Consider the following 23,645-nt stretch of genomic DNA (forward strand, 5'->3'; position numbering starts at 1 on the left):
CTGGCCTCTCACTTGTCAAACCGGCGTCCGCGACTCTCTTTAGCCAAAGGCTTGAGTGTCGGTTTTCCGTCTGACTCCGTGGAGCAGCGCGGAAATAAACTCTACCACCACTTTTTCCAGATGGCCAACCGGGCCGCAGACCGCCTCCCGCGGCCTGCCCTGGAGACCGGAAAAGGCCCGGAACCACGCGGGTTCCGGGCCTTCCGGCCATTCGAGGACCAGGTCCTAGCTGCCCGCCGGAGCTCCCGGCTTGAAGTAGGCGGCCCCCAGCGGCGGCAGGGTGACGCTCAGCGTTGCCGGCTGACCGTCCTGCCCCTGGTCCGTTGCCTTCAATTCACCGGAGTTGAGGACACCGGATCCGCCGTAAGTGGCGGCATCCGTATTCAGCACTTCGGTCCATTTTCCGGCCTCCGGCACCCCCAGGGTGTAACCGACGTGCGGCATTCCGGAGAAGTTGATTGCGCACACCAGCGGGTTGTTTTCCTTGTCCCAACGGATGAAGGACAGGACGTTCCGGTCCGCGTCTCCCCCGTTGATCCACTGGAAGCCCCCGGGCTCGTTGTCCCTGGTGTACAGCGCCGGCGTGGAACTGTAGAGCTCGTTGAGGTCCTTGGTGAGCAGTTGCACGCCGTTGTGTGCGGGGATGTCGGCAAGCCACCAGTCGAGCCCATGCTGTTCGGACCATTCTGCTTCCTGGCCAAACTCCGTGCCCATGAAGATCAGCTGCTTGCCCGGGTGGGCCCACTGGTAGGCCAGGAAAGCGCGCAGGTTTGCGAGCTGCTGCCAGCGGTCGCCGGGCATCTTGCGGAGCATGGAGCCCTTGCCGTGGACTACCTCATCGTGGCTGATGGGAAGCAGGAAGTTCTCCGTAAAGGCGTACACCATGGAAAACGTGACCGTGCCGTGGTGCCATTTGCGGTTGATCGGCTCCTCGGAAATGTACTTGAGCGAATCGTGCATCCATCCCATGTTCCACTTCAGGCCGAAGCCGAGGCCGCCATGGCTGGTGGGAGCGGTGACCCCCGGAAACGCGGTGGACTCTTCGGCGATCATCACGGCGCCGGGGTGCGTCTTGTACACCGTGGCGTTGACTTCCTGGAGGAAGGAAATGGCTTCCAGGTTTTCCCTGCCGCCGAACCTGTTGGGCTGCCACTGCCCGTCCTGCCGCGAGTAGTCGAGGTAGAGCATGGAAGCCACGGCGTCCACGCGCAGGCCGTCGATGTGGAACTCGTCCAGCCAGTACAGGGCGTTGGCCACCAGGAAGTTCCGGACTTCGGTCCGGCCGAAGTCGAAGATCAGGGTGCCCCAGTCAGGGTGCTCCCCCAGGTTCGGGTCTGCGTGCTCGTACAGGGGCTCGCCGTCGAACTGGGCGAGTGCCCAGGAATCCTTGGGGAAGTGGGCGGGGACCCAGTCCAGCAGTACGCCGATGCCCGCCTGGTGAAGGGTGTCCACCAGGTAGCGGAACTCGTCGGGGTGGCCGAACCGGGAGGTGGGCGCGAAGTACGAGGTGACCTGGTAGCCCCAGGATCCGCCGAAGGGGTGCTCAGCCACGGGCATGAACTCCACGTGCGTGAAGCCGAGCCATTTAACGTAGTCGACCAGTTCCTTGGCGAGTTCCCGGTAGCCGAGTCCCAGCCGCCAGGAACCGAGGTGCACCTCGTAAACGCTCATCGCCGAGTTGTGGGGATCCCGCTGGGCGCGTGCCTCCATCCATTCGTCGTCCTTGAAGGCGTACGAAGGCTCAACCACCCGGGAAGCGGTCAGCGGGGGAACCTCTGTACCGAAGGCCAGGGGATCTGCCTTCTCCACCCAGTGGCCGGCCTTGGTCCTGATTTCGAACTTGTAGCACGCCCCTGCCAAAACGCCCGGAACAAAGAGTTCCCATACCCCTGAGGAGCCCAACGAACGCAGGGAGTTCTCGCGTCCGTCCCAGGCGTTGAAGTCGCCCTTGACGCGCACGGCCTGGGCGTTGGGTGCCCACACGGCAAACGAAACACCGTCCACGTCCCCCAGTGCGGACTTGTAGTGCTGGACGTGTGCGCCGAGCACCTCCCACAGCTTTTCGTGCCGGCCCTCACCGATGAGGTGCAGGTCCACTTCACCCACAGTGGGCAGGTACCGGTAGGGCTCGTCCATGGTGACCGGTTCGGCGCCGGGGTAGGTGACCGACAGGCGGTAGTCGGGAACATGCCCCTGCTGCAGCGGTTCAAGGACTGCCACCCACACGCCGTGGGCTTCATGTTCCATCGGAACTTCGCCCGCCGGGGTTATCACCGTCACTGCTTCCGCGAGGTGCTTCACCGTACGGATGGTGACGTGGCCGTAATCGTCCAGGTGCGCGCCCAGGACAGAGTGGGGTGCGTGGTGTTCACCGTTCGCGATCTTGCCCAGGGTGCCTTCGTCTACGTGCAGCGGCACCCCCGGCCGGTCAGTTCGTGCTGAGCCTGTCATTTCGTTACCTTCCGATGCTGCCCCGGCGTGATTGCCGGCGCCGTTACCGCCCAGGAGCCGCCGGGAGGCGTTCACGGGGATCGCCAACCAGTCGGGCCTGTTACGCAATTCATAAACTACTTCGTACAGTGCCTTGTCCAGCCACAATGCCACAAAGAGGGGCGATTCCCTGTCCACAAGCCCGGGCGTGACAGCCGCGTACCCTGCCAGGAAGGCCTCCGCGCAGTCGTCAACCCAGTTGGCGGGGACCTGGGCCCCTTCCTGTTCGCGCTGGGCTGCTCCGGCCGCGTAGTCGAAGGACCGCAGCATGCCGACGACGTCTCTCAGCGGAACGTCGGGGACGTTGCGTTCTGCGACGGGCCGCAGCGGTTCGCCTTCGAAGTCGAGGATCGCCCAACGCGCAGGGCCGCCCGCCGGCCCAGGGACCTGGAGGATCTGGCCGAGGTGGAGGTCCCCGTGGATCCGCTGCAGCGGGCCGGCCGGGGCGTGGTCCAGCTGGTCGAGGAGTGCGGTCAGGGCGTCGTCATAAGGGCCGACGGCGCTTCCGGCTTCCGCCCATGCCTGGCGGACGCGCTGGGCTACAGCGGGAGCGATGACCTGGCCGGGCTGGTGCTCTTCTGACTGACCCAGCGCTTCGGCCAGCCGCTGGTGGACGGTGGCCGTGGCCGCACCGAGCGCGCGGGCTTCTGCCGTGAAGTCGGTGCCGGACCTGGCGGCGTCAACGGCCAGCAGCCATGCGTCCCGGCCACCCGCCAGGAACTCGTGCGCCACGGCCAGTTCGCCCTGGACGTACCGCGGACCAGTGCCGTTGGCTGCCGATCCGTTTGCCGCCTGGGCGAGCCATTCGCCGCGCACCCAGCCCAGGGTGGCGGGAACTTCCAACGTGCCGGCGGCGGTCAGCGCAGCGCCCACTTCAACTTCCGGATTGGTGCCGTCGGACAGCACCCGGAACACTTTCAGGATGGCGGCGGACTCGCCGTCGTCCACAATGACTGAACTGTTGGACTGCTCGCCTGACAGCACCTTCACTACGCCGCGGCTGGTAGGCAGCCGCCGCTCACCGTCGGCGCGGAAGCCGGCGGCGGTTCCGTTGGGCGCCTTTTCCCGGTTCCGGATGAGCTCAAGCAAACTTCCCACGAAGTCGGGATCGTGGACGGCGTCATAGACCCAGGTCCTGGATGGATCCATTCCTGCTGCCTGCCCCACAAGGGCACGCTCCATCCCGGCAGCCGGCGCCTGCCGGAAACTCAAGGGAACCTGGACAACGGCAGTCCGCCTGCCGCCGTCGGGCGTCTGCGTGGTGACGCTCAGGAGGAACACGGCCAGCCCGGCGTGGCCCGAGGGGTCCTCGAGCCCCAGGCTGCCGGCCTGGGACATCTCAAAGTCGGGCGTCTTGACCGGAAACCAGCGCTGCCGTGGCAGCCATTCCTGGAGGAGGGCAGTGAGGGCGGGGGTGAGTATTGGCTGGTTCATATCTCAGTTCTCAATCGAGAGGATCGGCATTGCCTGCGTGTACGGGGACGACGGGTTGGATGCAGCCGACCGGATCCGCAACCAGAAGAAGTCGTGGCTGCCAAGGGTCAGGGTCAGGTTTCCGTCCTCGTTGATGCCGGGGAACGGCTGGCCGCCAAAGACATCGCGCAGCCCCCGTCCGGCGAACTGCGGGATCTTCAACTGGGCCGCGACTGGATGCTGCGAGAGGTTGAAGGTGCACAGGATGGTCTCCGCGACGGCTCCCGCCGAGTTGCCGTCCGGCAGTTCGCGGAGGTAGGCCAGCACGGCGTCGTGGTCGGCATCGACGTGCTTGAACCCGCCGAGGCCGAATGCGGGATGGTTCTTGCGGACACTCAGGATCTGCCGGGTCCAGCGCAGCAGCGAACCGGAATGGGCCGCCTCAGCCTCCACATTGGCCATGCCGTAGTTGTAGACCAGGGACTGGATGGGCGGCAGGTAGAGCTTGCCCGGATCCGCGTTGGAGAACCCGGCATTCCGGTCCGGGTTCCACTGCATGGGGGTGCGCACGGCGTCGCGGTCTTCAAGCCAGATGTTGTCACCCATGCCGATCTCGTCCCCGTAATACAGGAAAGGGCTGCCGGGCAGCGAAAGCAGCAGGGCGTTGATCAGCTCGATCTCCGCGCGGGAGTTGTCCAGCAGGGGCGCGAGCCTGCGGCGGATGCCGATATTGGCACGCATGCGGGGGTCCGGCGCGTACCAGCCCAGCATGGCCGCCCGCTCGTCCGCGGTGACCATTTCCAGGGTCAGTTCGTCATGGTTCCGCAGGAAGGTGCCCCACTGAGCCCCGTCCGGTATTTCGGGGGTGTCCTGCATGGTCTCGATGATCGGGGCGGCCCTCTGGTCCCTGAGCGCGTAATACAGCCGAGGCATGATCGGGAAGTGGAAGGCCATATGGCATTCGGGCTCTTCCTCCGTCCCGAAGTATTCCACCACTTCGTTCGGCGGCTGGTTGGCCTCGGCGATGATGACCCGCCCGGGATAGCTCTCATCCACCATGGTGCGGAGCTTCCGGAGGAACTCGTGGGTGGCCGGAAGGTTCTCGCAGTTGGTCCCCTCCTCTTCGTACAGGTAGGGGATGGCGTCAGCCCGGAAACCGTCGATCCCCTGGTCGAGCCAGAACCTGACCACATCGAACAATGCCTCGATGACCTTCGGGTTTTCGAAGTTCAGGTCGGGCTGGTGGCTGAAGAACCGGTGCCAGAAGAACTGGCGGCGGATGGGATCGAAGGTCCAGTTGGACTCCTCGGTATCCACGAAGATGATGCGCGCGTCCTGGTACTTCTCGTCGGTGTCGCTCCAGACGTAGAAGTCCCCGTAGGGGCCGTCCGGGTCCTTGCGGGACTCCTGGAACCACGGGTGCTGGTCCGACGTGTGGTTCAGGGGAAGGTCGATGATGACCCGGACGCCCCTGGCGTGGGCTTCGGCAACCAGCCGCTTGAAGTCACTGATGGTTCCAAACTCGTCCAGGACCGAGTTGTAGTCGGAGATGTCATAGCCGCCGTCGCGCAGCGGTGACTGGAAAAACGGCGGCAGCCACAGGCAGTCCACGCCCAGCCACTGCAGGTAGTCGAGCCTGTCAATGAGGCCGGAGAAGTCGCCGGAGCCGTCACCGTTGGCATCCGCAAAGGCCCTTACCAGTACTTCGTAGAACACGGCCTTCCGGTACCACAGCGGATCATGCTGAAGGCCCGGGGCATTTAGCTCGAACGTGCTCTTGGGAGTGAAATGCTGGCCGGAACTTTGCGGATTGAAATTCACTGATGCATTCTCCTCACGCGCAGGATGTGCGCGGGCTCCACGTGCGGGTCAAGCCGGACGTAGTTGTACTCGCCCCACTCCCAGCTTTCACCGGAGATGAGGTCATCCACGTGGAAGCCTCCGTTATGCGTCAGGTCCCGGGCGTCGAGTTCGAGGGCCGCCAGGTCCAGCGAGACCGTGGATTCCCTGGTCCCGTGCGGATCTACGTTGACCACCACGATGAGCGTGTCCTTGGTTCCGTCCGGAAGGGTCTTGTGCTTGGAGTAAACCACCGTGGCGTCGTCCGTGCTGTGGTGGACCGTCAGGTTCTGCAGGTCCTGCAGCGCGGGGTGGGCGTGCCTGATCTCGTTGAGCCTGGTGATGTACGGGGCGAGGGTCCGTCCGGACTGCGCCGCAGCGTCCCAGTCGCGTTCTTTGTACTCGAACTTTTCGTTGTCGATGTACTCCTCCGCACCGGGCCTGGCCACGTGCTCAAACAACTCGTAGCCTGCGTAGACCCCCCACAACGGACTGGCAGTCGCGGCCAGTGCGGCCCTGATCCTGAACGCCGCCGGCCCGCCGAACTGCAGGTATTCGGTGAGGATGTCCGGGGTGTTGACGAAGAAGTTGGGGCGGAAGAAGGCCGCTGACTCGTGGCTCACCTCGGTGAAGTAAGACTCGATTTCCTTCTTGGTGTTCCGCCAGGTGAAGTAGGTGTAGGACTGCTGGAACCCCGCGCGGCCAAGCGCATGCATCATGGCTGGACGCGTGAATGCTTCGGCCAGGAATACCACGCCGGGAACCTCTTTGTTTACCTGCGCAATAAGCCATTCCCAGAACCACACCGGCTTGGTGTGCGGGTTATCCACGCGGAAAATCTTTACTCCGTGGCTCACCCACAGCAGCACAATCCGCAGAATTTCGTTCGAAAGGCCCTCGGGATCATTATCGAAATTGAGCGGATAAATGTCCTGGTACTTCTTTGGCGGATTCTCGGCATACGCAATGCTGCCGTCCACGCGGGTGGTGAACCACTCCGGGTGCGACTGTACCCAGGGATGGTCCGGGGCCGCCTGGAGCGCGAGGTCCAGGGCAACTTCCAGGCCCAGTTCGTTTGCCCGCGCCACGAAGGCGTCGAAGTCCTCGAAGGTGCCGAGGTCCGGATGGATGGCATCGTGGCCGCCTTCGGCCGCGCCGATTGCCCAGGGCGAGCCGGGATCGTTGGGGCCGGCGATCAAGGTGTTGTTAGGGCCCTTGCGGTGCTGCACCCCGATGGGGTGGATGGGCGGCATGTAGAGGACATCGAAGCCCATGGCGGCGACGGCATCCAGCCGCCTGGCAGCGGTGCGGAAGTTGCCGGAGGTCCAGGTGCCTGTGGTGTGGTCCTTGACCGCCCCCTCGGAGCGGGGGAAGAACTCGTACCAGGCGCCGCGCCCGGCACGGTCACGTTCAACGTTCAGCGGGAACCTTTCGGAGACGGTCACCAGTTCGCGGATAGGCTGGTGCGCCACAACCCCCGCTACGTCGTGGCCGAAGCCGGCCCCGAGGCGTTCTTCCGTGCTGAGGGACGTGTCGGCGAGCCTGCCGGCGGCGGCACGGAGCACGCCCCGGTCCCAGTCGCTGCGGGAGTCGTCTTCGGAAGCTTCGCCGAGCAGCGCGGATCCTTCCGCCAGCATCAGCTCCACGTCGATTTCGGCGGCCACCTTCACCTCGGCGTTGTGGTGCCACGTGGCGTAGCGGTCGTGCCAGGCCTCGATGGCAAAGGACCAGTTCCCCTCTTCCGACGGCGTGAGCACGCCTTCCCAGCGGTCCGTTCCCATGCCGCGCTCCCCGCGCGGCGGTGTGAGCCTGACCCTCTGGCGCTCGTTGCCTTCGGGGTCGAAGAGCACTGCACTGACACCCAGTTGGTCATGCCCTTCGCGGAAAGCCGTGGCGCCCACCACGATTCCTTCGCCGGGCAGGGCCTTGGCCGGAAACTTGCCATCCTCCACGACGGGCTGCACGGCGGTAATCGGGAATCGTCCGAACCGCAGCCCATCAGTGATGGGGCGGGTCGACATTTTCATTGATACGGCGCTGGTTCCTGAGTTAGTCGTCACAGGCTCGACGTTAGCGAGAAAAGAGCAAGATTGCTAAGCCTGCGCACCAATTTCTGCGCGTCCCCCGTCATTTCTTCCCGGCCAACTGTCATTTACCCAAAAGAAACCCGGGGCTGGTTCCGGCCGCGCATGTTGTCGGTTAGTGTGACGCAGGTGAAGGCAATCCGCAGATTTACCGTCCGTACCGTCCTCCCCGAACCGATCCGGCCACTGGCCCGCCTGGCGAGCAACTTGCGCTGGTCCTGGCACCGCCCCACGCGGGAACTTTTCGCGGGGCTCAATCCCCGCCTTTGGGAAGAAAGCGGCCAGGACCCGGTGGGTTTCCTTGGGATGGTAAGCCGCGAAGAATTCCAGCAACTTGCCGCGAACCGCGCGGTTGTGGAACGCGTGCGGGCCGCTGAGGAGGACCTTGACCGGTACCTCGAGGAGCCGCGCTGGTACCAGGGCCTTGGCCCGGATGCCCCCGCATCGATAGCCTACTTCTCACCCGAATTCGGCATCACCGAGGTGCTCCCCCAGTATTCAGGCGGCCTGGGAATCCTGGCCGGCGACCACCTGAAGGCCGCCTCGGACCTTGGAGTGCCGCTGATCGGTGTTGGCCTTCTCTACCAGGCCGGCTACTTCAAGCAGTCCCTGTCCAGGGATGCCTGGCAACAGGAGACGTACCCGGTACTGGACCCGGACGGCCTGCCGCTCACGCTGCTTCGCGAGCCTTCGTCGGACGGCATCGGACGCCCCCTTCAGATCTCGCTTCCCCTGCCCAACGGCCGGCACCTGCTGGCACACATCTGGCGGGCCGACGTCGGACGCGTTCCCCTGCTCCTCCTGGACTCCAATGTCCCCGGCAACGACGACGCTGCCCGCAGCATCACCGACCGCCTCTACGGTGGCGGCGGAGACCACCGCCTGCAGCAGGAGCTGCTGCTGGGCATGGGCGGGGTCAAGGCCCTGCGCGCCTTCCAGCAGCTCACCGGCACCACGGCCCCGGAGGTGTTCCACACCAACGAGGGCCACGCCGGTTTCCTTGGCGTCGAACGAATCCAGGAACTCATGGCCGGGGACCAGGCGCTGACGTTTGACGAGGCCCTTGCGGCGGGGCGGGCATCCACTGTTTTCACCACGCACACCCCGGTCCCTGCGGGCATCGACAGGTTCGAGATAGCCCAGATCCACCACTTCTTCCAGGCCGGCCTGGCGCCCGCCGTTCCCACGGACAGGATTCTGGAACTCGGCCGCGAGAACTACGCTGACGGGAACCCGTCCGTGTTCAACATGGCCATCATGGGCCTGCGCCTCGCGCAGCGGGCCAACGGCGTCGCAAAGTTGCACGGGGAAGTTTCCCGCGGGATGTTTTCCGCCCTGTGGCCGGGATTCGACCACTCCGAGGTGCCCATCACGTCCGTAACGAACGGCGTGCACGTGCCCACGTGGGTGGACAGCCGCATCTCGAAGCTTGCCCGCGACCAGTTTGGCAGCGAAGCTGAGGCGAACGGCCGGTGGGACCTCGCCTACAACGTCAGCGACGCCGATGTCTGGGCGCTGCGGCGCGAGATGCGGGCGGCCCTGGTGGAGGACGTCCGCCGCCGCCTGCGGGCTGCCTGGAAGAAGCGCGGGGCAGCTGATGCGGAGCTGGGCTGGACGGACAACGTCCTGGACCCGGACATCCTGACCATCGGTTTTGCCCGCCGCGTGCCCACCTACAAGCGGCTCACCCTGATGCTGCGCGAGCCTGAGCGCCTGAAGGCACTGCTCCTGCACAAGGAGCATCCCATCCAGCTGGTTATTGCCGGCAAGTCGCACCCCGCTGACGACGCCGGCAAGAAGATGATCCAGGACCTGGTCAGGTTCACCGACGATCCCGAAGTGCGCCACCGGATCGCCTTCCTGCCCAACTACGACATCGCGATGGCCCGGACGCTGTTCCCGGGCTGCGACGTCTGGCTCAACAACCCGCTCCGGCCGCTGGAGGCATGCGGAACGTCCGGCATGAAAGCCGCGCTCAACGGGTCGCTGAACCTCTCCGTCCTGGACGGCTGGTGGGATGAAATGTACGACGGCGAAAACGGCTGGGCGATTCCCACCGCCAACAATGGCGCATCACCGGAGGAACGCGACGACATCGAGGCAGCAGCTTTGTACGAGCTGCTCGAAACCCAGGTGGCCCCGCGCTTCTACGGCAGCACGGTATCAGCCGGCGCCGGCGCTGCGGGCCCTTCGACGTCGGGGGCCGAGAAGGTGCCCACGCATTGGGTCTCCATGATCAAGCACACCCTCTCGCACCTCGGTCCGGCCGTCTCCGCCGAACGCATGCTCCGCGACTACGTGAACATCCTCTACCGTCCGGCCGCGGAAGCGGGGCGGAACGCTTCCGCGAACTCCTACTCGCAGGCCCGCACCCTGGCGGCCTGGACGGCAAAGGTACGTTTGGCATGGCCGCTGGTGCACGTGGAGCACGTGGACTCCGTGGGCGTCTCCGAGGATCCCCAGATCGGCGACACGCTGCAGGTCAACGCGTACGTGGCGCTGCACAGCCTCACCCCTGAGGACGTATCCGTGGAAGTGGCCTATGGACGGGCCGAGGAAAGCGACACCCTCACCGACATCACCGTGATGGAGCTGAAGGTACAGGAGGACCTCGGCAGCGGGCGCCACCTGTTCAGCGGCTCGCTGGTGATCGACCGCTCGGGACCGTTCGGTTACACCGTGCGGGTCCTGCCGCGGCACGACGCCCTCGCTTCGAAGGCCGAGCTGGGACTGATCGTCAACGCTTAGCCGCGGGTTCCGCGGGTAAAGGTCCCGGCAGGCAGTCAAACCGTATGCAGGAGGACCCATGACCGAACGAACAGTCTCCGATGTGATCGTGGACCGGCTCACCACCTGGGGGGTGGACCGCGTCTTCGGCTACAGCGGCGACGGGATCAACGGTTTCATGGGCGCACTGCGCCGTGCCGAAGGAAGGGTTGAGTTCGTCCAGGCCCGGCATGAGGAGACGGCTGCCTTCATGGCCGTGGGCCACGCAAAGTACACCGGCGGGGTGGGAGTGGTCACCTCCACCCAAGGCCCTGGCGCCGTCCACCTGCTGAACGGGCTCTACGATGCCAAGCTCGACGGCGTTCCGGTTGTGGCGATCGTAGGGCAACAAAGCCGCACCGTGCTGGGGTCCGCCTATATGCAGGAGATCGAGCTTACGGTCCTGTTCAAGGATGTGGCCGCCCAGTTCGTCCAGCAGGTCAGCGCACCGGAGCAGGTCCCCATGGTCCTGGACCGGGCTTTCCGCACAGCCAAGGCCACCTCCTCACCCTGCGTGGTCATCATCCCGCATGACATCCAGTCGGCACCGGCCCCCGAACTGGAACAGGAACACGGCATTGTGGTCACCGCGCCTTCGTGGAGCACAGCAACCAGGATGCCCCGGGATCAGGATTTGGAGGCTGCGGCAGAGCTCCTCAACTCCTCGGAACGGGTTGCCCTGCTCGTGGGCCAGGGGGCGCGGCACGCCGCCGGGGAGGTGGTGGCGGTGGCCGAAAAGCTTGGTGCCGGAATTGCCACCAGCCTGCTGGGCAAGCCCTATATGGATGAGACCCTGCCGTTTGCGGCAGGCACCATGGGACACCTGGGAACCACCGCCAGCGCGCACCTGCTGGGCAACTGCGATGCGCTGCTTATTGTGGGCTCCAACGATCCCTGGACGGAGTTCTATCCTCCGCCCGGCTCAGCCCGGGCTGTCCAGATCGACATCGACGAGCGGAACATCGGCAACCGCTACCCGGTTGAGGTGGGTTTGGCGGGCGACGCCGCTTTGGCGCTGCGGGCCCTGAATCAAAGGCTGCAACCTCGCGGCCCAGGGCAATGGCGGACCGACGTTGAGCGGGAAGTCTCCCGCTGGCGGGCTTTGGCCGGGGAAAGGGCTGCCGTCCCGGCGAGCCCGGTGAATCCCGAGCGGGTGGTCCGGGAACTGAACGGCCGGCTGCCCGGGAACGCCCTGGTGAGCATCGACGTCGGCAGTTGTGTTTATTGGTATGCCCGGCAGCTGGTCCTTCCGCCGGGCGTCCCGGCGCACCTGTCCGGAACCTTGGCCAGCATGGGATGTTCGCTCCCCTACGGCATTGCGGCAAAACTGGCGCATCCGGACCGGCCGGTAGTGGCCCTGGCAGGTGACGGCGCCATGCAGATGATTGGCATCGCCGAACTTGTGACGGTCGCCCACCGTTGGCGGCAGTGGGCCGATCCGCGCTTCGTGGTCTGCGTGTTCAACAACAGGGAACTCACCGAGGTGACATGGGAGCAGCGGGAGTCCGAGGGCGAACCGCGGTTCGCGGCAAGCCAGGAGCTGCCGGACTTTCCTTTTGCAGGCTACGCAGACCTGCTGGGCCTGAAAGGCATCCGGGTTGAGCACCCGGACCTCATCGGGGAGGCGTGGGAGCAGGCGTTCGCCGCGGACCGCCCCGTGGTGATCGAAGTGCTGACGGACCCGGAAGTTCCCTTGCTGCCCCCATTCCCTGCCGGCCGGGAGAAGGCGGAAAGCATGCGCACGGCGCTGGCTGAAGAGGAGAACGGCGGCCGGGCCCTGGATCTTCTGGCGACCTACACCGGCCAGGAAGAGCGCTCCTAAAGCGGGACGGCGTTAAAGCAGGACGGCGGTGACGGCCAGGTCCTTGCCCGCGTAGCGCTCGGCGTCCTGGAGGATTTCGCAGATGATCCCGAACGCCCTGTCACTGCGGAACGGCGCAGCCACCTGCCACAGGACCGTGACCGGAGCGTTGCCGTTGTCCGTGATGCTGTCCGCGAAGTCATGCAGTGAATCATTGAGCGCGTCGAGGTTGACGCCGTAGTGTTCCGGAAAGTTGAGGACCTCGCCGAAGGTTTCCAGGACAGCCTTCTTGCTGTCAGCTGCGGGAACCACCAGGCTGCGGCGTCCCGCGTCGGCCACCTGCTCCTGCAGTTCCTCAAGGGTCCAGGTGTCGCCGGAGTAGATCTTCATGGCTTTGCTTAGCTGCCTTCCGCTATGTATTTAAATGACTCGTAGTGATCGTCCGTGTAGTATTTCTCGCCGTCAGCGCCGGCCACGATGCGGCGCGCTCCCCTGTCCGATTCCCCGGGAGTCGGCACTGTGTACTCACGGTAATACCCCCTGTCCCGCCGCGGCAGGATGCGCTCGAAGTTACCGAAGGGCTGGCCGTCCTGGCTGTAGCGGTACGGTCCGCCCGCGCGGATGAGTTCGAGAACCCTGCGGCCCTCCGCGGGGAGCGCGGACTCACGAACCTCCGGCAGCCCCGAAGGGTTGACCTGTCCAGGAGAGGCGCTGGTCCCGGGTGCGGTGCTGGGCGCAGGCACGGCACTGGAGGTGCCCTCCGGCGTCGTATCTTCCGTCAACTGGCCGAGGAATCCCGTGCCGCCGAAGGCCAGGAAAGCGAGCAGCACCAGGCCCGCCAGCAACAGGGGCAGGACGGAACGGTGGCGCATTGTGGAAATCCCCCGTGCCTAGCTGCGGTAGATGCTGATGGAATAGGCCTCCACGAGGTCCTTTTCCCCTGCGGCAACCTGCCCGCCCTGGCGTTCCTCATGCAGTGGCGAGGTAGTCAGCCGGAGCTCGAACATCCGCAGGGCTGTGGCCCCGGCCGTGACGCGCGGCAGCGTGAACTGCAGGTCCGAAGCGCTGCCGTTGACCACCATCAACCCGGCAAAGCCGCCGTTGTCCGAGCCCAGGAGGAGCTGCACCACGCGGTTGTGGGGATCGTTCCAGCGCTCCATGGACATCGGGTGGCCGTTCTGGTCGAACCAGTACAGGTAGGACTGCTCGTCGAGGACAGGGAAATCGTGGGGCTGGGCCGCGAGGAACTCCTTGCGCAGGCGGATGTAACGCTTGGTGCTGCGGAGCATTTCGTGAGACTCGGGAGTACGGGTCCAGTCCAGCCACGCGAGGGAGTTGTCCTGGCAGTAGGCATTGTTGTTTCCCTGCTGGGTCCGCGCAAGTTCGTCGCCGGCGGTGATCATGGGAACGCCCAGGGAAACCAGCATGGACGCCATCAGATTGCGGCGGGACTGGGCCCGCTTGGCGAGGATCGTGCCGTCCTCGGTAGGACCTTCCACGCCGTGGTTGTAGCTTCGGTTATCCCCGTGCCCGTCCCTGTTCTCCTCGCCATTGGCCTCGTTGTGCTTGCGGTCAAAGGAGACCAGGTCATTGAGCGTAAAACCGTCGTGGGAGGTGATGAAGTTGACTGACGCCAGGCGGGAGCGTCCGGAAGGCTGGAAGAGGGCGGCGGAACCGGACAGCGAGTCCGCGAGCTTGGCGAGGGGCCCGCCGTGGCCGCCAGCATCCAGGGCGGCGCGGTCGGTGAGCCAGAACGAACGGAGCGCGTCCCGGAAATGGTCATTCCAGTCGACCCAGCCGACCGGAAAACGTCCGGTCTGCCAGCCGCCGTAGCCCACGTCCCAGGGTTCGGCAATCAGCTTCACGTCGGACAGGACAGGATCGGCGGCGACCGCAACCAGGAACGGGTGCCGCGGGTCAAACTCGTTGGCCGCGTTCCGGCAGAGGGTCACTGCGAGGTCGAAGCGGAAGCCGTCAATGTGGAACTCATCCACCCAGTACCGGAGGGAGTCGAGGACCATCTGGACCACGCGGGGCTCGCCGAAGTTCAGGCTGTTTCCGCAGCCCGTGGTGTCCACGTATCTCCCGTGCCCGTCGGTGCGGTAGTACGCCTGCTCGCCCAACCCGCGGAAGCTCAGGGTCTGCCCGTCGGGGCCGCCCTCGGCCGTGTGGTTGTAGACGACGTCCAAAATGACTTCCAGCCCGGCGGCATGGAGGTGCTTGACCATTGACTTGAACTCGTCCTGGACAGCCTGCGGCCCGGCCTTCTGGGCGGCACGCGTTGCATAGCCCGGATGCAGGGCGAAGAAGGCCGCCGTGTTGTAGCCCCAGTAATTGGTAAGTCCCAGGTCCTGCAGGTGTGGCTCGTCCAAGTGGAAGTGCACCGGCAGCAGCTGCACCGAGCTGACGCCCAGGCTTGTGAGGTGCTCGATAATGGCGGGGTGGGCCATGCCTGCGTAGGTTCCCCGGAGTTCTTCGGGGACGTCGGGGTGGAGCATGCTTTGTCCCCGGACGTGGGCCTCATAGATGATCGTGTTGCGCCACGGCAGCCGCAGCCGCTGGTCGGTTCCCCAGTCGTAGGCGCCTGCCATGCGCACGCTGGCAAGGAAGCCGTCCTGCTGGTCCACGGCGCGGCCGTAGGGATCAAGCAGCAGCGGCTGGCCGGCGTCGCCCTCAATTTCGCTGGTGGGCGCGGCGAAGGGCAGGGACTGCTCGCCGGATGCGGGCCGGAAACCGTAACGGGATCCATACGGCAGGTCCTCGACGATGCCGTGGTGGACGCCGTGGGTGACGTTGGGCAGTGCCTGGGTCCGCCACTCCCCGCCCGGGGCGGCGTAGACGACCTCCAGGCTGGATATGCCAGGCGCATAGCAGGCCACGTTGACCCGTCCTGCATGGTTGCTGCCCGTCCCGTCCGAGCCGGCGCGCGGAACACTGACACCGAGCGGAACCGCCGTGGAGGCGTCCATGGTGGAAGCAGTGTCGAAGAGCGGCATGACCATAACCCGGCGCCTACTTTGCGGCGCGCTGCCGGGAGACCTCATACAGGGAGATGCCTACGGCCATGGAGGCGTTGAGGGATTCCATGGCGGAATCGATGGGAATGGAGACGATCTGGTCGCAGTTCTCGCGGACCAGGCGGCTGAGTCCCTTTCCTTCCGAACCCACCACGATGCACACCGGTTCGGTCGCCAGGGTGAGGTCCGGCAGGGAGACGTCGCCGTCGCCGTCCAGGCCCAGGACGAAGATCCCCATGGATTTGAACTGCTTCAGGGCGTTGTTAAGGTTTGAGGCCCGTGCCACAGGCACGCGGACAGCGGCGCCGGCGCTGGTCTTCCAGGCTGAGGCGGTGACGCCGACCGAGCGGCGTTCCGGGACAATGACGCCGTGGCCGCTGAAAGCGGAAACCGAGCGGATGATGGCGCCAAGGTTACGGGGATCGGTAATGCCATCCAAGGCAACGAAGAGCGGGGCGTTGGCGACGTGGCCCTTCTTCCACTTCGCCACCGTATCTTCGGCCAGTTCGTAGGCGTCCTGGTAGTCGTACGGCGGGATCTGCAGCACCAGGCCCTGGTGGATGGCGTCGTCGGTCATCCGGTCCAGTTCGGGCTTTCCGGTTTCGAGCAGCGGAATGCCCCGCTCGGCGGCGAGCTTCAGGGATTCCTTGACACGGTCGTCCATTTCGATGCGGATGGCCACGTGCAGGGCCTTGGCGGGAATGCCGGCGCGGAGCGCCTCTACAACCGAGTTGCGCCCGGTGACGACTTCCTCGGTGGCACGGCCCTTGGGGCCGGACTTGGCCGCACCGGCGCTGCGGGCACCCGGGTTGCGCTTGGCCGCAGACCGCTCAGAGAGCTGTTTGGCCTTGTGCGCCTTGTGGTAAGGGCGGTCCTCCGCCTTGGGCGTGGGGCCTTTGCCTTCCAGGGCCTTGCGGCCATGGCCACCGGTCCCGATGGTTGGGCCCTTCTTCGCTTTAACCGATCGGCGACCATTGTTGGCCATTGTGTTCCACCCTTGATTGTGCTGACTGAGTCTGCCTACCAGTCTACTGACCGAAGAAAAATCGGCTGCCAAGGATGGGACCGCTTGTCCTGGAAACGCGCCGGTCAGTCCCGCTTCAGGCTCCAGGTTGCGCCGTCCGGGCCGTCCTCCACCAGGATGCCGGCGGCGGTGAGGGTGTCCCGGATGGCATCTGATGCCGCCCAGTTCTTCTCCGCCCTTGCCGCGGCACGGGCTTCCAGCTGGGCCTGCACCAGGACGTCCAGGGCGGCCTTGTCCTTGGTGTTGCCGGCATCGGTACCTGCCACGGCATTCAGCCCCAGGACGTCGGTCATGACTGACACCGTGTCTAACGCGAGACGGGCGGCGGGGTCATCGCCTTCGGCAAGGGCGGTGTTGCCGGCCCGGACCGTCTCGTGCAGGGCGGCCAGCGCACGCGGGACGTTCAGGTCGTCGTCCATGGCCTCGGCGAACGTGCGCAAGGTATCGGCGGAGGAGCCGTCGGGGCCGGCAACTGAGCCGGAGCCGGTACCGAACCGGGCGGTCGCCTTGGCAATAAAGCCATCAATGCGTTCGACGGCGGCCGCGGCCTCCTGGAGGGACGTGGGCCGGTAGTCCAGCACTGAGCGGTAGTGGGCCTGGCCAAGGTAGTAGCGGACCACGCGGGGGGATGCCAGTTGCAGCATCTCGGCAGGGCTGACGGTGTTGCCGATGGACTTGGACATTTTTTCGCCCTCGTAGGTCACCATGCCGTTGTGCATCCAGAAGTTGGCGAACGGGTGGCCCGCCGCCTGCGACTGGGCCAGCTCGTTTTCGTGGTGCGGGAACCGGAGGTCAAGGCCGCCGCCATGGATATCGAACTCGGTGCCGAGGTACTTGGTGACCATGGCGGAGCATTCCAGGTGCCAGCCCGGGCGGCCGGCACCCCAGGGGGAAGCCCAGCTCGCCGTCGTCGGCTCTCCTTCTTTGGACCCCTTCCACAGGGCGAAGTCGCGCGGGTCCTTCTTCCTGTTGCTGAATTGAGGTTCGACGTCCGGGGCTGCCTGCATGTCGTCGATGTTCTGCCGGGTCAGTGCGCCGTACTTGCTCCAGGAACGCACGTCGAAGTAGACGTCGCCGGAGTCGTCCAGGGCGGGATAGGCGTGGCCGCGGTCGATCAGCTGCTGGATGAGGGCGTGCATCTCCGGGATGTGTCCGGTGGCGCGGGGCTCGTACGTTGGCCGGGAAACGCCAAGCGTGTCGTAAGCCTTGAGGAATTCCTGCTCATAGCGGTAAGCGAGTGCCCACCACTCTTCCTCGGCCACTTCGCCAGGTTCCGGGGTGAAGCCCGGCGCGAAGGAGGCCTCGGACTTGGCCAGGATTTTGTCGTCGATGTCCGTGACGTTTCGGACCACCGTGACCCGGAGCCCGCGGTGAACCAACCAGCGGGTGAGCTGGTCAAAGGCAATGGCCGAGCGGATGTGGCCTACGTGGGGCATGCCCTGCACGGTGGCCCCGCAGTAGTAGAGGCTGGCTTTGCCCTCGACGATGGGGACGAAGTTCCGGACTTCGGCGGAGGCAGTGTCATAGAAGCGCAGGGTCACCGCTCCAGATTAGCTGATGGGAAGGTGCGGCCTCGGGTAGACAAGTGCAGTGGCCACCGCGGCGATGCCTTCACCGCGGCCGGTGAACCCGAGGTGGTCGCTGGTGGTGGCGATGACGCTGACGGGCGCGTCCGCGGCGTCACTGAGGACCTGTTGGGATTCCTCCCGCCGCGGGCCGAACTTGGGCCGGTTGGCGACGAACTGGACAGCCACGTTGCCGATCTCAAATCCGGCGGCCCGGACAATCCGCGCAGCCTCGGCCAGCAGCGCGACGCCGGAGGCGCCGTCAAACTCGGGCCGGTCTGTACCGAAGTGTGTGCCCAAATCTCCTATCCCGGCGGCGGAAAACAGCGCGTCGGCGGCGGCATGGGCCACCGGATCGCCGTCGGAGTGCCCGGCCAGGCCCCGTTCGCCCGGCCACAGGAGTCCGCCCAGCCACAGCGGGCGGGGCTGGTCCTCAGAGGCGTAGGCGTGAACGTCCAGCCCGATTCCGGTTCGGGGAATGACCATGTCCGCAGGTCCCATTTCCTAGCCTTCCACCCAACGCGCGCCCAGCGGACCCTCGAGGAGCCCCTCGGCGAGGATCAGGTCCAACGGCGTGGTGATCTTTAAGGACTGCGTGGACCCCCGGACCACGTGGACGGGGATGCCGAGCATTTCCACCAGCATTGCGTCATCGGTGACGGCGTCGGACTCTTCCCGGTCCAGGTCCCGCGCGGCTTCGTGGGCCTTCAGCAGGGTGCCCAGGTGGAAGCCCTGCGGCGTCTGCACCGCACGGAGTTCCTCGCGGGGCGCGGTCCCGGTGACAACCTCCGGGGCCAGGTCGCTGTCCGGGCCAGTGGTGGCAGCTACCGTCTTGACGGTGTCCACTACCGCTACGGCAGGAATAACTGCCACGGCGCCGGCAGCCAAGGCGTCCGTCACGCGGTGGAAGACGGACTCGGGGGTGAGGGCGCGCGCGGCGTCGTGCACCAGCACCGCTTCTATGCCGTCCATCAGGGCTGCCATGCCGGCCCGGACGGAATCCGCGCGGGTGCTGCCGCCGTCGACAATGGAAAGTAGCGGGCCTCCGTCGGCCAGTTCCTGCCGGAAGTCCTCGCACAGGCGGCGGAGGGCGTCGTCTCCGGGGGGCAGCGCGACGCACACCTGGCTGCCTGCTCCGGATGCGACGATGCCGCGCAGGGCATGCATCAAGATTGGCTCGCCGCCCAGGGGGACCGCCGCCTTGGGCATGCCGTAACCCAGCCTTTGACCCGAACCTGCTGCCACCAGGATCACCGCGGTGACCAGGCGGGTGGGTGTTTCGCTCATGCGGACTAGCCTACGTCCCTGCAGGGCACCGGCGCCTGAACGCCTCCGGAGGAATCTCCGGCGCCGCTTTTTGGGCAAAAAGAAGCCCCGGCGGCACTTGGGTGCCCCCGGGGTTCAATTCTTAGGAAGCCAGGACCTCGTCGAGAACGCTTGCAGCCTTCTCCTCGTCGGTCTTTTCAGCCAGCGCCAGTTCTGAAATCAGAATCTGCCGGGCCTTGGCCAGCATTCGCTTCTCGCCTGCGGAAAGGCCCCGGTCGTGATCGCGGCGCCACAGGTCGCGGACGACCTCTGCAACCTTGATGACGTCACCGGAAGCAAGCTTCTCCAGATTTGCCTTGTACCTGCGCGACCAGTTGGTGGGTTCTTCGGTGAACTCGGCGCGAAGCACATCAAACACGTGCTCCAGGCCTTCCTTGCCCACTACGTCCCGTACCCCAACAAGGTCAACGTTCTCTGCTGGAACTTCAATGGTCAGATCACCCTGAGCCACCTTGAGCTTGAGATACATTTTCTCTTCGCCCTTGATGGTGCGCATCTTGATTTCTTCAATCTTCGCAGCACCGTGGTGAGGGTAAACTACTGTCTCGCCGACCTCAAATACCATGTGGACATTTCCCCTTTCCCGCTGACCAGTTTATCACGATTCAGGCATATGACCGGCCCGGAAGAGGGCGCCGAACCGCAGGAATACGCGGAAAACGGGCCAAATCGGACCCCTTCACCCCCTTGACGAACGCGGATAATAGTGCATGTGCCGCGTCCCGGGGAAGGCCGATGTGACAGCTTCGAATCCTCGTTTGGCCTGCTTTGCGGATAGGCTATGCGTGATTAATGTTTCAAGACTCTTTGAGGAGTACGCGACGTGCGTTTCACTGCGATGACCCGGGCCCAGCGCGGCAAACTGGCACTGACGGCAGCCGCCCTCGGCGTGGGCCTGCTGACCGCCGGCTGCGGTTACATCACGCCCCAGCAGACCAGCGAACAGTACGCTGCCTCGGACGGCATCGTCGCCGACCTCGGCCCGATCCAGCTGCGCAACATCCTGATCATTTCCTCCGGCGAGGACCAGCCCGGCCGCCTGATCGGCGCCGTCTACAACTCTTCTTCCCAGGACGTGACGCTCACCGTCAACGGCGCAAAGGGCTCGCAGACCGAGGTTCCGGTCAAGGCGAACTCCTACACGCTGCTCAACGAAAGCTCGGATGAAGCCATCCTCAGCACCACCGGAGGAATCCCGGGCTCCCTCGTGGACGTCAAGATCACCGAAGACGGCACCAACGTGAGCAACACGGTGAAGGTCCCCGTCTTGGATGCCACGCTGCCGGAGTACAAGGAGTACCTGCCGGCCGGCAGCACGCCCTCGCCGAGCACGTCGGCCACGCCGTCGCCGTCGGCTTCGAAAAGCGCAGGCGGGACCGGCCACTAACGCTCCGGGCTGAGTCCACTGCACGACAGGACAGGGAAAAGGAGGGGCCCTTGCGGCCCCTCCTTTTCCATCCCCTTCGCCGGTGGCCCTTTCTAGGGCTCGAACTTGTAGCCAAGCCCCCGCACGGTGACCAGGAACCGCGGCGCCGACGGATCGGGCTCAATCTTTCCGCGCAGCCGTTTCACGTGGACGTCGAGGGTCTTGGTGTCGCCGACGTAGTCAGAGCCCCAGACCCGATCGATGAGCTGGCCGCGGGTCAGCACCCGGCCTGAATTGCGCAGGAGCATTTCGAGGAGCTCGAACTCCTTCAGCGGCAGCAGCACCTGCTCGCCGCCCACGCTGACCACATGCCGTTCAATGTCCATCCGGACAGGGCCGGCCTGCACTGTGGAAGAAATGAGTTCCTCCGGCTCGCCCTGGCGCCGCAGCACTGCCCTGACCCTGGCCACCAGTTCGCGGGAGGAGTAGGGCTTGGTGACGTAGTCGTCCGCGCCGAGTTCCAGGCCCACCACCTTGTCGATTTCCGCGTCCTTGGCCGTCAGCATGATCACCGGGACACTGGACCGCTGGCGGAGCTGGCGGCACACTTCGGTGCCGGACAGCCCGGGAAGCTGCAAATCCAGCAGCACCAGGTCCGCCCCGTTCCGGTCGAACTCGGTGATGGCGTCCAGGCCGTTGTCCACGACTTCGACCTCAAAACCTTCCTTGCCCAGCAAATAGGACAGCGGATCGCTGAACGACTCCTCATCCTCAACAATCAAAATCCTGCTCAAGCTTTTGCTCCTCGTTCGGTGGCGCCGGTGGCGCCGGGTACTTGGGTAACAGTTGGCTTTTCGGACCCCGCGGTTCCCGCCCGCGCGGGACCGGCGGCGGTGGTGGCGGTAGCAGGTGTTTCTTCCCCGCCTTCCTGTCCCTCCATCTCGGGAAGCCGGAGGGTGAAGGTGGAGCCCTGCCCTGGCTGGGACCAGAGGGTCACTTCCCCGCCGTGGTTGGACGCAACGTGTTTGACGATGCTCAAGCCAAGGCCTGTCCCCCCGGTGTGGCGGGAGCGGGCTGAATCCACCCGGTAGAAGCGTTCAAAGACGCGCTCCTGGTCCTCGGGGCTGAGGCCCTCCCCCTGGTCCGTAACGGAAATGGAAACAAGCCCTTCCCGACTGCGTACACCGATTCCCACCCGTGTGTTCTCCGGGGAGTACCTAATGGCGTTGTCGATCAGGTTGCGCAGCGCGGTCACCAGCAGGTCCTGGTCCCCGAAGACCTTCGCCTCGGTCCGGCCACCCACCACAATGCGGATGTTCTTGCTCTCCGCGGGAAGCTGGGACCGGTCCACTGCCTCGGCGATCACGGCATTGACGTCAACCGGGCGGCCCTGCTGGGTGACGCTTGCTCCCTGCAGTCGGGAAAGTTCGATGATGTCCTGGACCAATGCGGCGAGCCGGCCGGATTCCTTGTGCATTCGCTTGGCGAAGCGCCGGACGGCCAGTTCGTCGTCCGCCGAGGACTCCAGGGCTTCGGCCAGCAGGGAAATGGCACCCACCGGGGTCTTCAGTTCGTGGGAGACGTTGGCTACGAAATCGTTCCGGATCTCTTCTGTCCTGGTGATCTCGGTGCGGTCATCCGCAAGCAGCAGGATGTATTCCTCCCCGAGCATCGCCGCCCGGACCTGGACAATGATGGTTCCCTGGCCGAGGGGACCGCGGGGAAGTTCCAGCTTCCTTTCCAGGATGACGCCATCGCGGCGGACCCCGGCGGTCATGTCCAGCAGTTCCTTATGGACCACCGTGTGGCCGCGGACCAGGCCGTAGGCATAGGCGGCCGGGTTGGCACGGACCACACCGTCCACGGCGTCCACCACCACAAAGGCGCGTCCGACGACGGCAAGCACCTCCGCAGCGCCCGCCGGCAGCGCGAGCTCGCCGGCGTCAACGTCCAGCAATTGCCGCTGTTTCTCACTGACCCGGAAAGCGAGCACGCCGAACGTACCGAGCGCCAGGCCGATAAGGCCGGCCACCAGGCCGATAAGCATAGGATCCACAGGTCCACCTTATGCTGTAGATGAAGGCCTAACGGCGCGTCCCGGCCCCTTGGCCGGACGGTTCAACTAACGTTCACCTGCAAGGGCTTAACCGTTTACCGGACTTTGGGATTGTGGGTAGTTGGAGTGCCGAACGGCGACGAGATTCCTGTTGCCCGGACCGGGCCGGCGGTAGTTACAAGGAAAGGACGCCTACGTGCGTAAGGTTTTTCAGGAAGAGCTGACCCAGGTTGGTGACCAGCTGGTGGAGATCTCCCGGCTGGTCAGCGAGGCCATGGACAAAGCCACCACCTCCTTCGAGGTGGCGGACGTAGACCTTGCGCAGGACGTCATCGCTGCGGATGCCCGCATCGATTTCCTGCAGAACAGCCTGGATGAAAGGGCAATCGACATCCTGGCCCTGCAGGGGCCGGTAGCCAGCGATCTCCGGATGATCGTGGGATCGCTGCGGATGAGCGCTTCCCTTGAGCGCATGGGCGACCTTGCCCGGCACATCGCCCAGCTGGCACGCCTGCGCTTCCCATCTACCGTCATCCCCGAATCCATGACCGGCACGTTCAAGCAAATGGCCGAGCTGGACAAGGAAATTGCGAACAAGTTGACGGTCCTGCTGGAAACCCGTGACCTTGAAGTGGCCCGGGACATCCTGAAGGCGAACACGGCCATCAACGACCTCCACCTCAGTGTGTTCAAGGCCATCGCAGCACCCGAGTGGTCCGAGTCGCCGGCAACCACGGTGGACGTCGCACTCGCGAGCCGGTACTTTGAACGCTTCGCGGACCACGGAGTCTCGGTCGCCCAGAAGGTCACCTACCTGGTGACCGGCGCCTGGCAGCCTACAGGGACCGAACACAGCTGAAGCGCTGCGGAATAACGACGGCGGGCCGGTCACGTGAAG

17 protein-coding genes are annotated in these 23,645 nt (G+C 65.2%); 4 read left to right on the forward strand and 13 right to left on the reverse strand.

Annotated elements, in window-relative coordinates:
- Positions 1–225: 225 nt before the first annotated feature.
- Genes Q9R30_RS18880 through Q9R30_RS18890 form a run of 3 tightly spaced genes read right to left on the reverse strand, consistent with a single transcriptional unit; the run spans position 226 to position 7,763 of the window.
- A complete protein-coding gene (locus Q9R30_RS18880; protein ID WP_311218543.1) occupies positions 226–3,924 on the reverse strand; it encodes a 1,4-alpha-glucan branching enzyme in 3,699 nt (1,232 codons plus the stop codon).
- A gap of 3 nt (positions 3,925–3,927) precedes the next feature.
- A complete protein-coding gene (gene treS, locus Q9R30_RS18885) occupies positions 3,928–5,724 on the reverse strand; it encodes a maltose alpha-D-glucosyltransferase (protein WP_104996835.1) in 1,797 nt (598 codons plus the stop codon).
- The gene (locus tag Q9R30_RS18890; protein WP_311218551.1) at positions 5,721–7,763 is read right to left on the reverse strand and encodes an alpha-1,4-glucan--maltose-1-phosphate maltosyltransferase; all 2,043 of its coding nucleotides are present in this window, start codon (positions 7,761–7,763) and stop codon (positions 5,721–5,723) included. Before Q9R30_RS18890 ends, treS begins: the two co-directional genes overlap by 4 nt.
- 192 nt (positions 7,764–7,955) lie before the next feature.
- On the opposite strand from Q9R30_RS18890, the gene glgP reads away from it, so the two are divergent.
- Complete coding sequence (gene glgP / locus Q9R30_RS18895; protein ID WP_311218544.1) at positions 7,956–10,574, forward strand: alpha-glucan family phosphorylase; 2,619 nt, start codon at positions 7,956–7,958, stop codon at positions 10,572–10,574.
- A 58-nt stretch (positions 10,575–10,632) separates the two neighbouring features.
- Complete coding sequence (locus Q9R30_RS18900) at positions 10,633–12,414, forward strand: thiamine pyrophosphate-requiring protein (RefSeq protein ID WP_311218545.1); 1,782 nt, start codon at positions 10,633–10,635, stop codon at positions 12,412–12,414.
- 12 nt (positions 12,415–12,426) lie between these two features.
- On the opposite strand, the gene Q9R30_RS18905 is transcribed toward Q9R30_RS18900, so the two are convergent.
- The 8 genes from Q9R30_RS18905 to Q9R30_RS18940 all read right to left on the reverse strand — a co-directional run bounded on the left by Q9R30_RS18905 (position 12,427) and on the right by Q9R30_RS18940 (position 19,890).
- Positions 12,427–12,783 (reverse strand): barstar family protein, encoded by a 357-nt coding sequence (locus tag Q9R30_RS18905; protein ID WP_104996833.1) that lies wholly within the window; start codon positions 12,781–12,783, stop codon positions 12,427–12,429.
- An 8-nt stretch (positions 12,784–12,791) separates the two neighbouring features.
- On the reverse strand, positions 12,792–13,265 hold the full coding sequence (locus Q9R30_RS18910) for a ribonuclease domain-containing protein (protein WP_311218546.1): 474 nt from the start codon (positions 13,263–13,265) through the stop codon (positions 12,792–12,794).
- Between the two features lie 18 nt (positions 13,266–13,283).
- Positions 13,284–15,395: a glycogen debranching protein GlgX gene (gene glgX, locus Q9R30_RS18915; RefSeq protein WP_311218547.1), complete on the reverse strand. Its 2,112-nt coding sequence runs from the start codon at positions 15,393–15,395 to the stop codon at positions 13,284–13,286.
- Positions 15,396–15,405: 10 nt separating this feature from the next.
- A complete protein-coding gene (rlmB, locus tag Q9R30_RS18920; RefSeq protein ID WP_104996830.1) occupies positions 15,406–16,395 on the reverse strand; it encodes a 23S rRNA (guanosine(2251)-2'-O)-methyltransferase RlmB in 990 nt (329 codons plus the stop codon).
- A gap of 104 nt (positions 16,396–16,499) precedes the next feature.
- Positions 16,500–17,975 carry a cysteine--tRNA ligase gene (gene cysS, locus Q9R30_RS18925; RefSeq protein WP_311218548.1) on the reverse strand — a complete coding sequence of 492 codons (1,476 nt, stop codon included), beginning with the start codon at positions 17,973–17,975 and terminating at the stop codon, positions 16,500–16,502.
- A gap of 9 nt (positions 17,976–17,984) precedes the next feature.
- Positions 17,985–18,500 (reverse strand): 2-C-methyl-D-erythritol 2,4-cyclodiphosphate synthase, encoded by a 516-nt coding sequence (gene ispF / locus Q9R30_RS18930; protein ID WP_311218549.1) that lies wholly within the window; start codon positions 18,498–18,500, stop codon positions 17,985–17,987.
- Positions 18,501–18,503: 3 nt separating this feature from the next.
- Positions 18,504–19,286, reverse strand: coding sequence for a 2-C-methyl-D-erythritol 4-phosphate cytidylyltransferase (ispD, locus tag Q9R30_RS18935; protein WP_311218550.1), 783 nt, complete (start codon positions 19,284–19,286; stop codon positions 18,504–18,506).
- A gap of 121 nt (positions 19,287–19,407) precedes the next feature.
- Positions 19,408–19,890 carry a CarD family transcriptional regulator gene (locus Q9R30_RS18940; protein WP_011690592.1) on the reverse strand — a complete coding sequence of 161 codons (483 nt, stop codon included), beginning with the start codon at positions 19,888–19,890 and terminating at the stop codon, positions 19,408–19,410.
- Between the two features lie 273 nt (positions 19,891–20,163).
- On the opposite strand from Q9R30_RS18940, the gene Q9R30_RS18945 reads away from it, so the two are divergent.
- On the forward strand, positions 20,164–20,712 hold the full coding sequence (locus tag Q9R30_RS18945) for a hypothetical protein (protein WP_104996826.1): 549 nt from the start codon (positions 20,164–20,166) through the stop codon (positions 20,710–20,712).
- Between the two features lie 92 nt (positions 20,713–20,804).
- Here the strand turns inward: Q9R30_RS18945 and Q9R30_RS18950 are convergent, their stop codons facing one another.
- A complete protein-coding gene (locus Q9R30_RS18950) occupies positions 20,805–21,485 on the reverse strand; it encodes a response regulator transcription factor (RefSeq protein WP_104996825.1) in 681 nt (226 codons plus the stop codon).
- Complete coding sequence (locus tag Q9R30_RS18955; RefSeq protein ID WP_104996824.1) at positions 21,482–22,738, reverse strand: cell wall metabolism sensor histidine kinase WalK; 1,257 nt, start codon at positions 22,736–22,738, stop codon at positions 21,482–21,484. The genes Q9R30_RS18950 and Q9R30_RS18955 overlap by 4 nt, the downstream gene beginning before the upstream one ends.
- 205 nt (positions 22,739–22,943) lie before the next feature.
- Here Q9R30_RS18955 and phoU point away from each other — a divergent pair, with 205 nt between their 5' ends.
- Complete coding sequence (phoU, locus tag Q9R30_RS18960) at positions 22,944–23,606, forward strand: phosphate signaling complex protein PhoU (RefSeq protein ID WP_104996823.1); 663 nt, start codon at positions 22,944–22,946, stop codon at positions 23,604–23,606.
- Positions 23,607–23,645 lie beyond the last annotated feature (39 nt).

It is taken from the genome of Arthrobacter sp. AB6 (genome assembly GCF_031844545.1).
Lineage (GTDB): Bacteria > Actinomycetota > Actinomycetes > Actinomycetales > Micrococcaceae > Arthrobacter.

What these genes read in the sequence shown, in the direction of transcription:
- Q9R30_RS18880 (WP_311218543.1), bottom strand. Translation starts at nt 3,924, where the DNA reads ATGAACCAGCCAATACTCACCCCCGCCCTCACTGCCCTCCTCCAGGAA.
- Q9R30_RS18890 (WP_311218551.1), bottom strand. Translation starts at nt 7,763, where the DNA reads ATGTCGACCCGCCCCATCACTGATGGGCTGCGGTTCGGACGATTCCCG.
- Q9R30_RS18900 (WP_311218545.1), top strand. Translation starts at nt 10,633, where the DNA reads ATGACCGAACGAACAGTCTCCGATGTGATCGTGGACCGGCTCACCACC.
- Q9R30_RS18905 (WP_104996833.1), bottom strand. Translation starts at nt 12,783, where the DNA reads ATGAAGATCTACTCCGGCGACACCTGGACCCTTGAGGAACTGCAGGAG.
- Q9R30_RS18910 (WP_311218546.1), bottom strand. Translation starts at nt 13,265, where the DNA reads ATGCGCCACCGTTCCGTCCTGCCCCTGTTGCTGGCGGGCCTGGTGCTG.
- glgX (WP_311218547.1), bottom strand. Translation starts at nt 15,395, where the DNA reads ATGGTCATGCCGCTCTTCGACACTGCTTCCACCATGGACGCCTCCACG.
- rlmB (WP_104996830.1), bottom strand. Translation starts at nt 16,395, where the DNA reads ATGGCCAACAATGGTCGCCGATCGGTTAAAGCGAAGAAGGGCCCAACC.
- ispF (WP_311218549.1), bottom strand. Translation starts at nt 18,500, where the DNA reads ATGGGACCTGCGGACATGGTCATTCCCCGAACCGGAATCGGGCTGGAC.
- ispD (WP_311218550.1), bottom strand. Translation starts at nt 19,286, where the DNA reads ATGAGCGAAACACCCACCCGCCTGGTCACCGCGGTGATCCTGGTGGCA.
- Q9R30_RS18940 (WP_011690592.1), bottom strand. Translation starts at nt 19,890, where the DNA reads ATGGTATTTGAGGTCGGCGAGACAGTAGTTTACCCTCACCACGGTGCT.
- Q9R30_RS18945 (WP_104996826.1), top strand. Translation starts at nt 20,164, where the DNA reads ATGACCCGGGCCCAGCGCGGCAAACTGGCACTGACGGCAGCCGCCCTC.
- Q9R30_RS18955 (WP_104996824.1), bottom strand. Translation starts at nt 22,738, where the DNA reads ATGCTTATCGGCCTGGTGGCCGGCCTTATCGGCCTGGCGCTCGGTACG.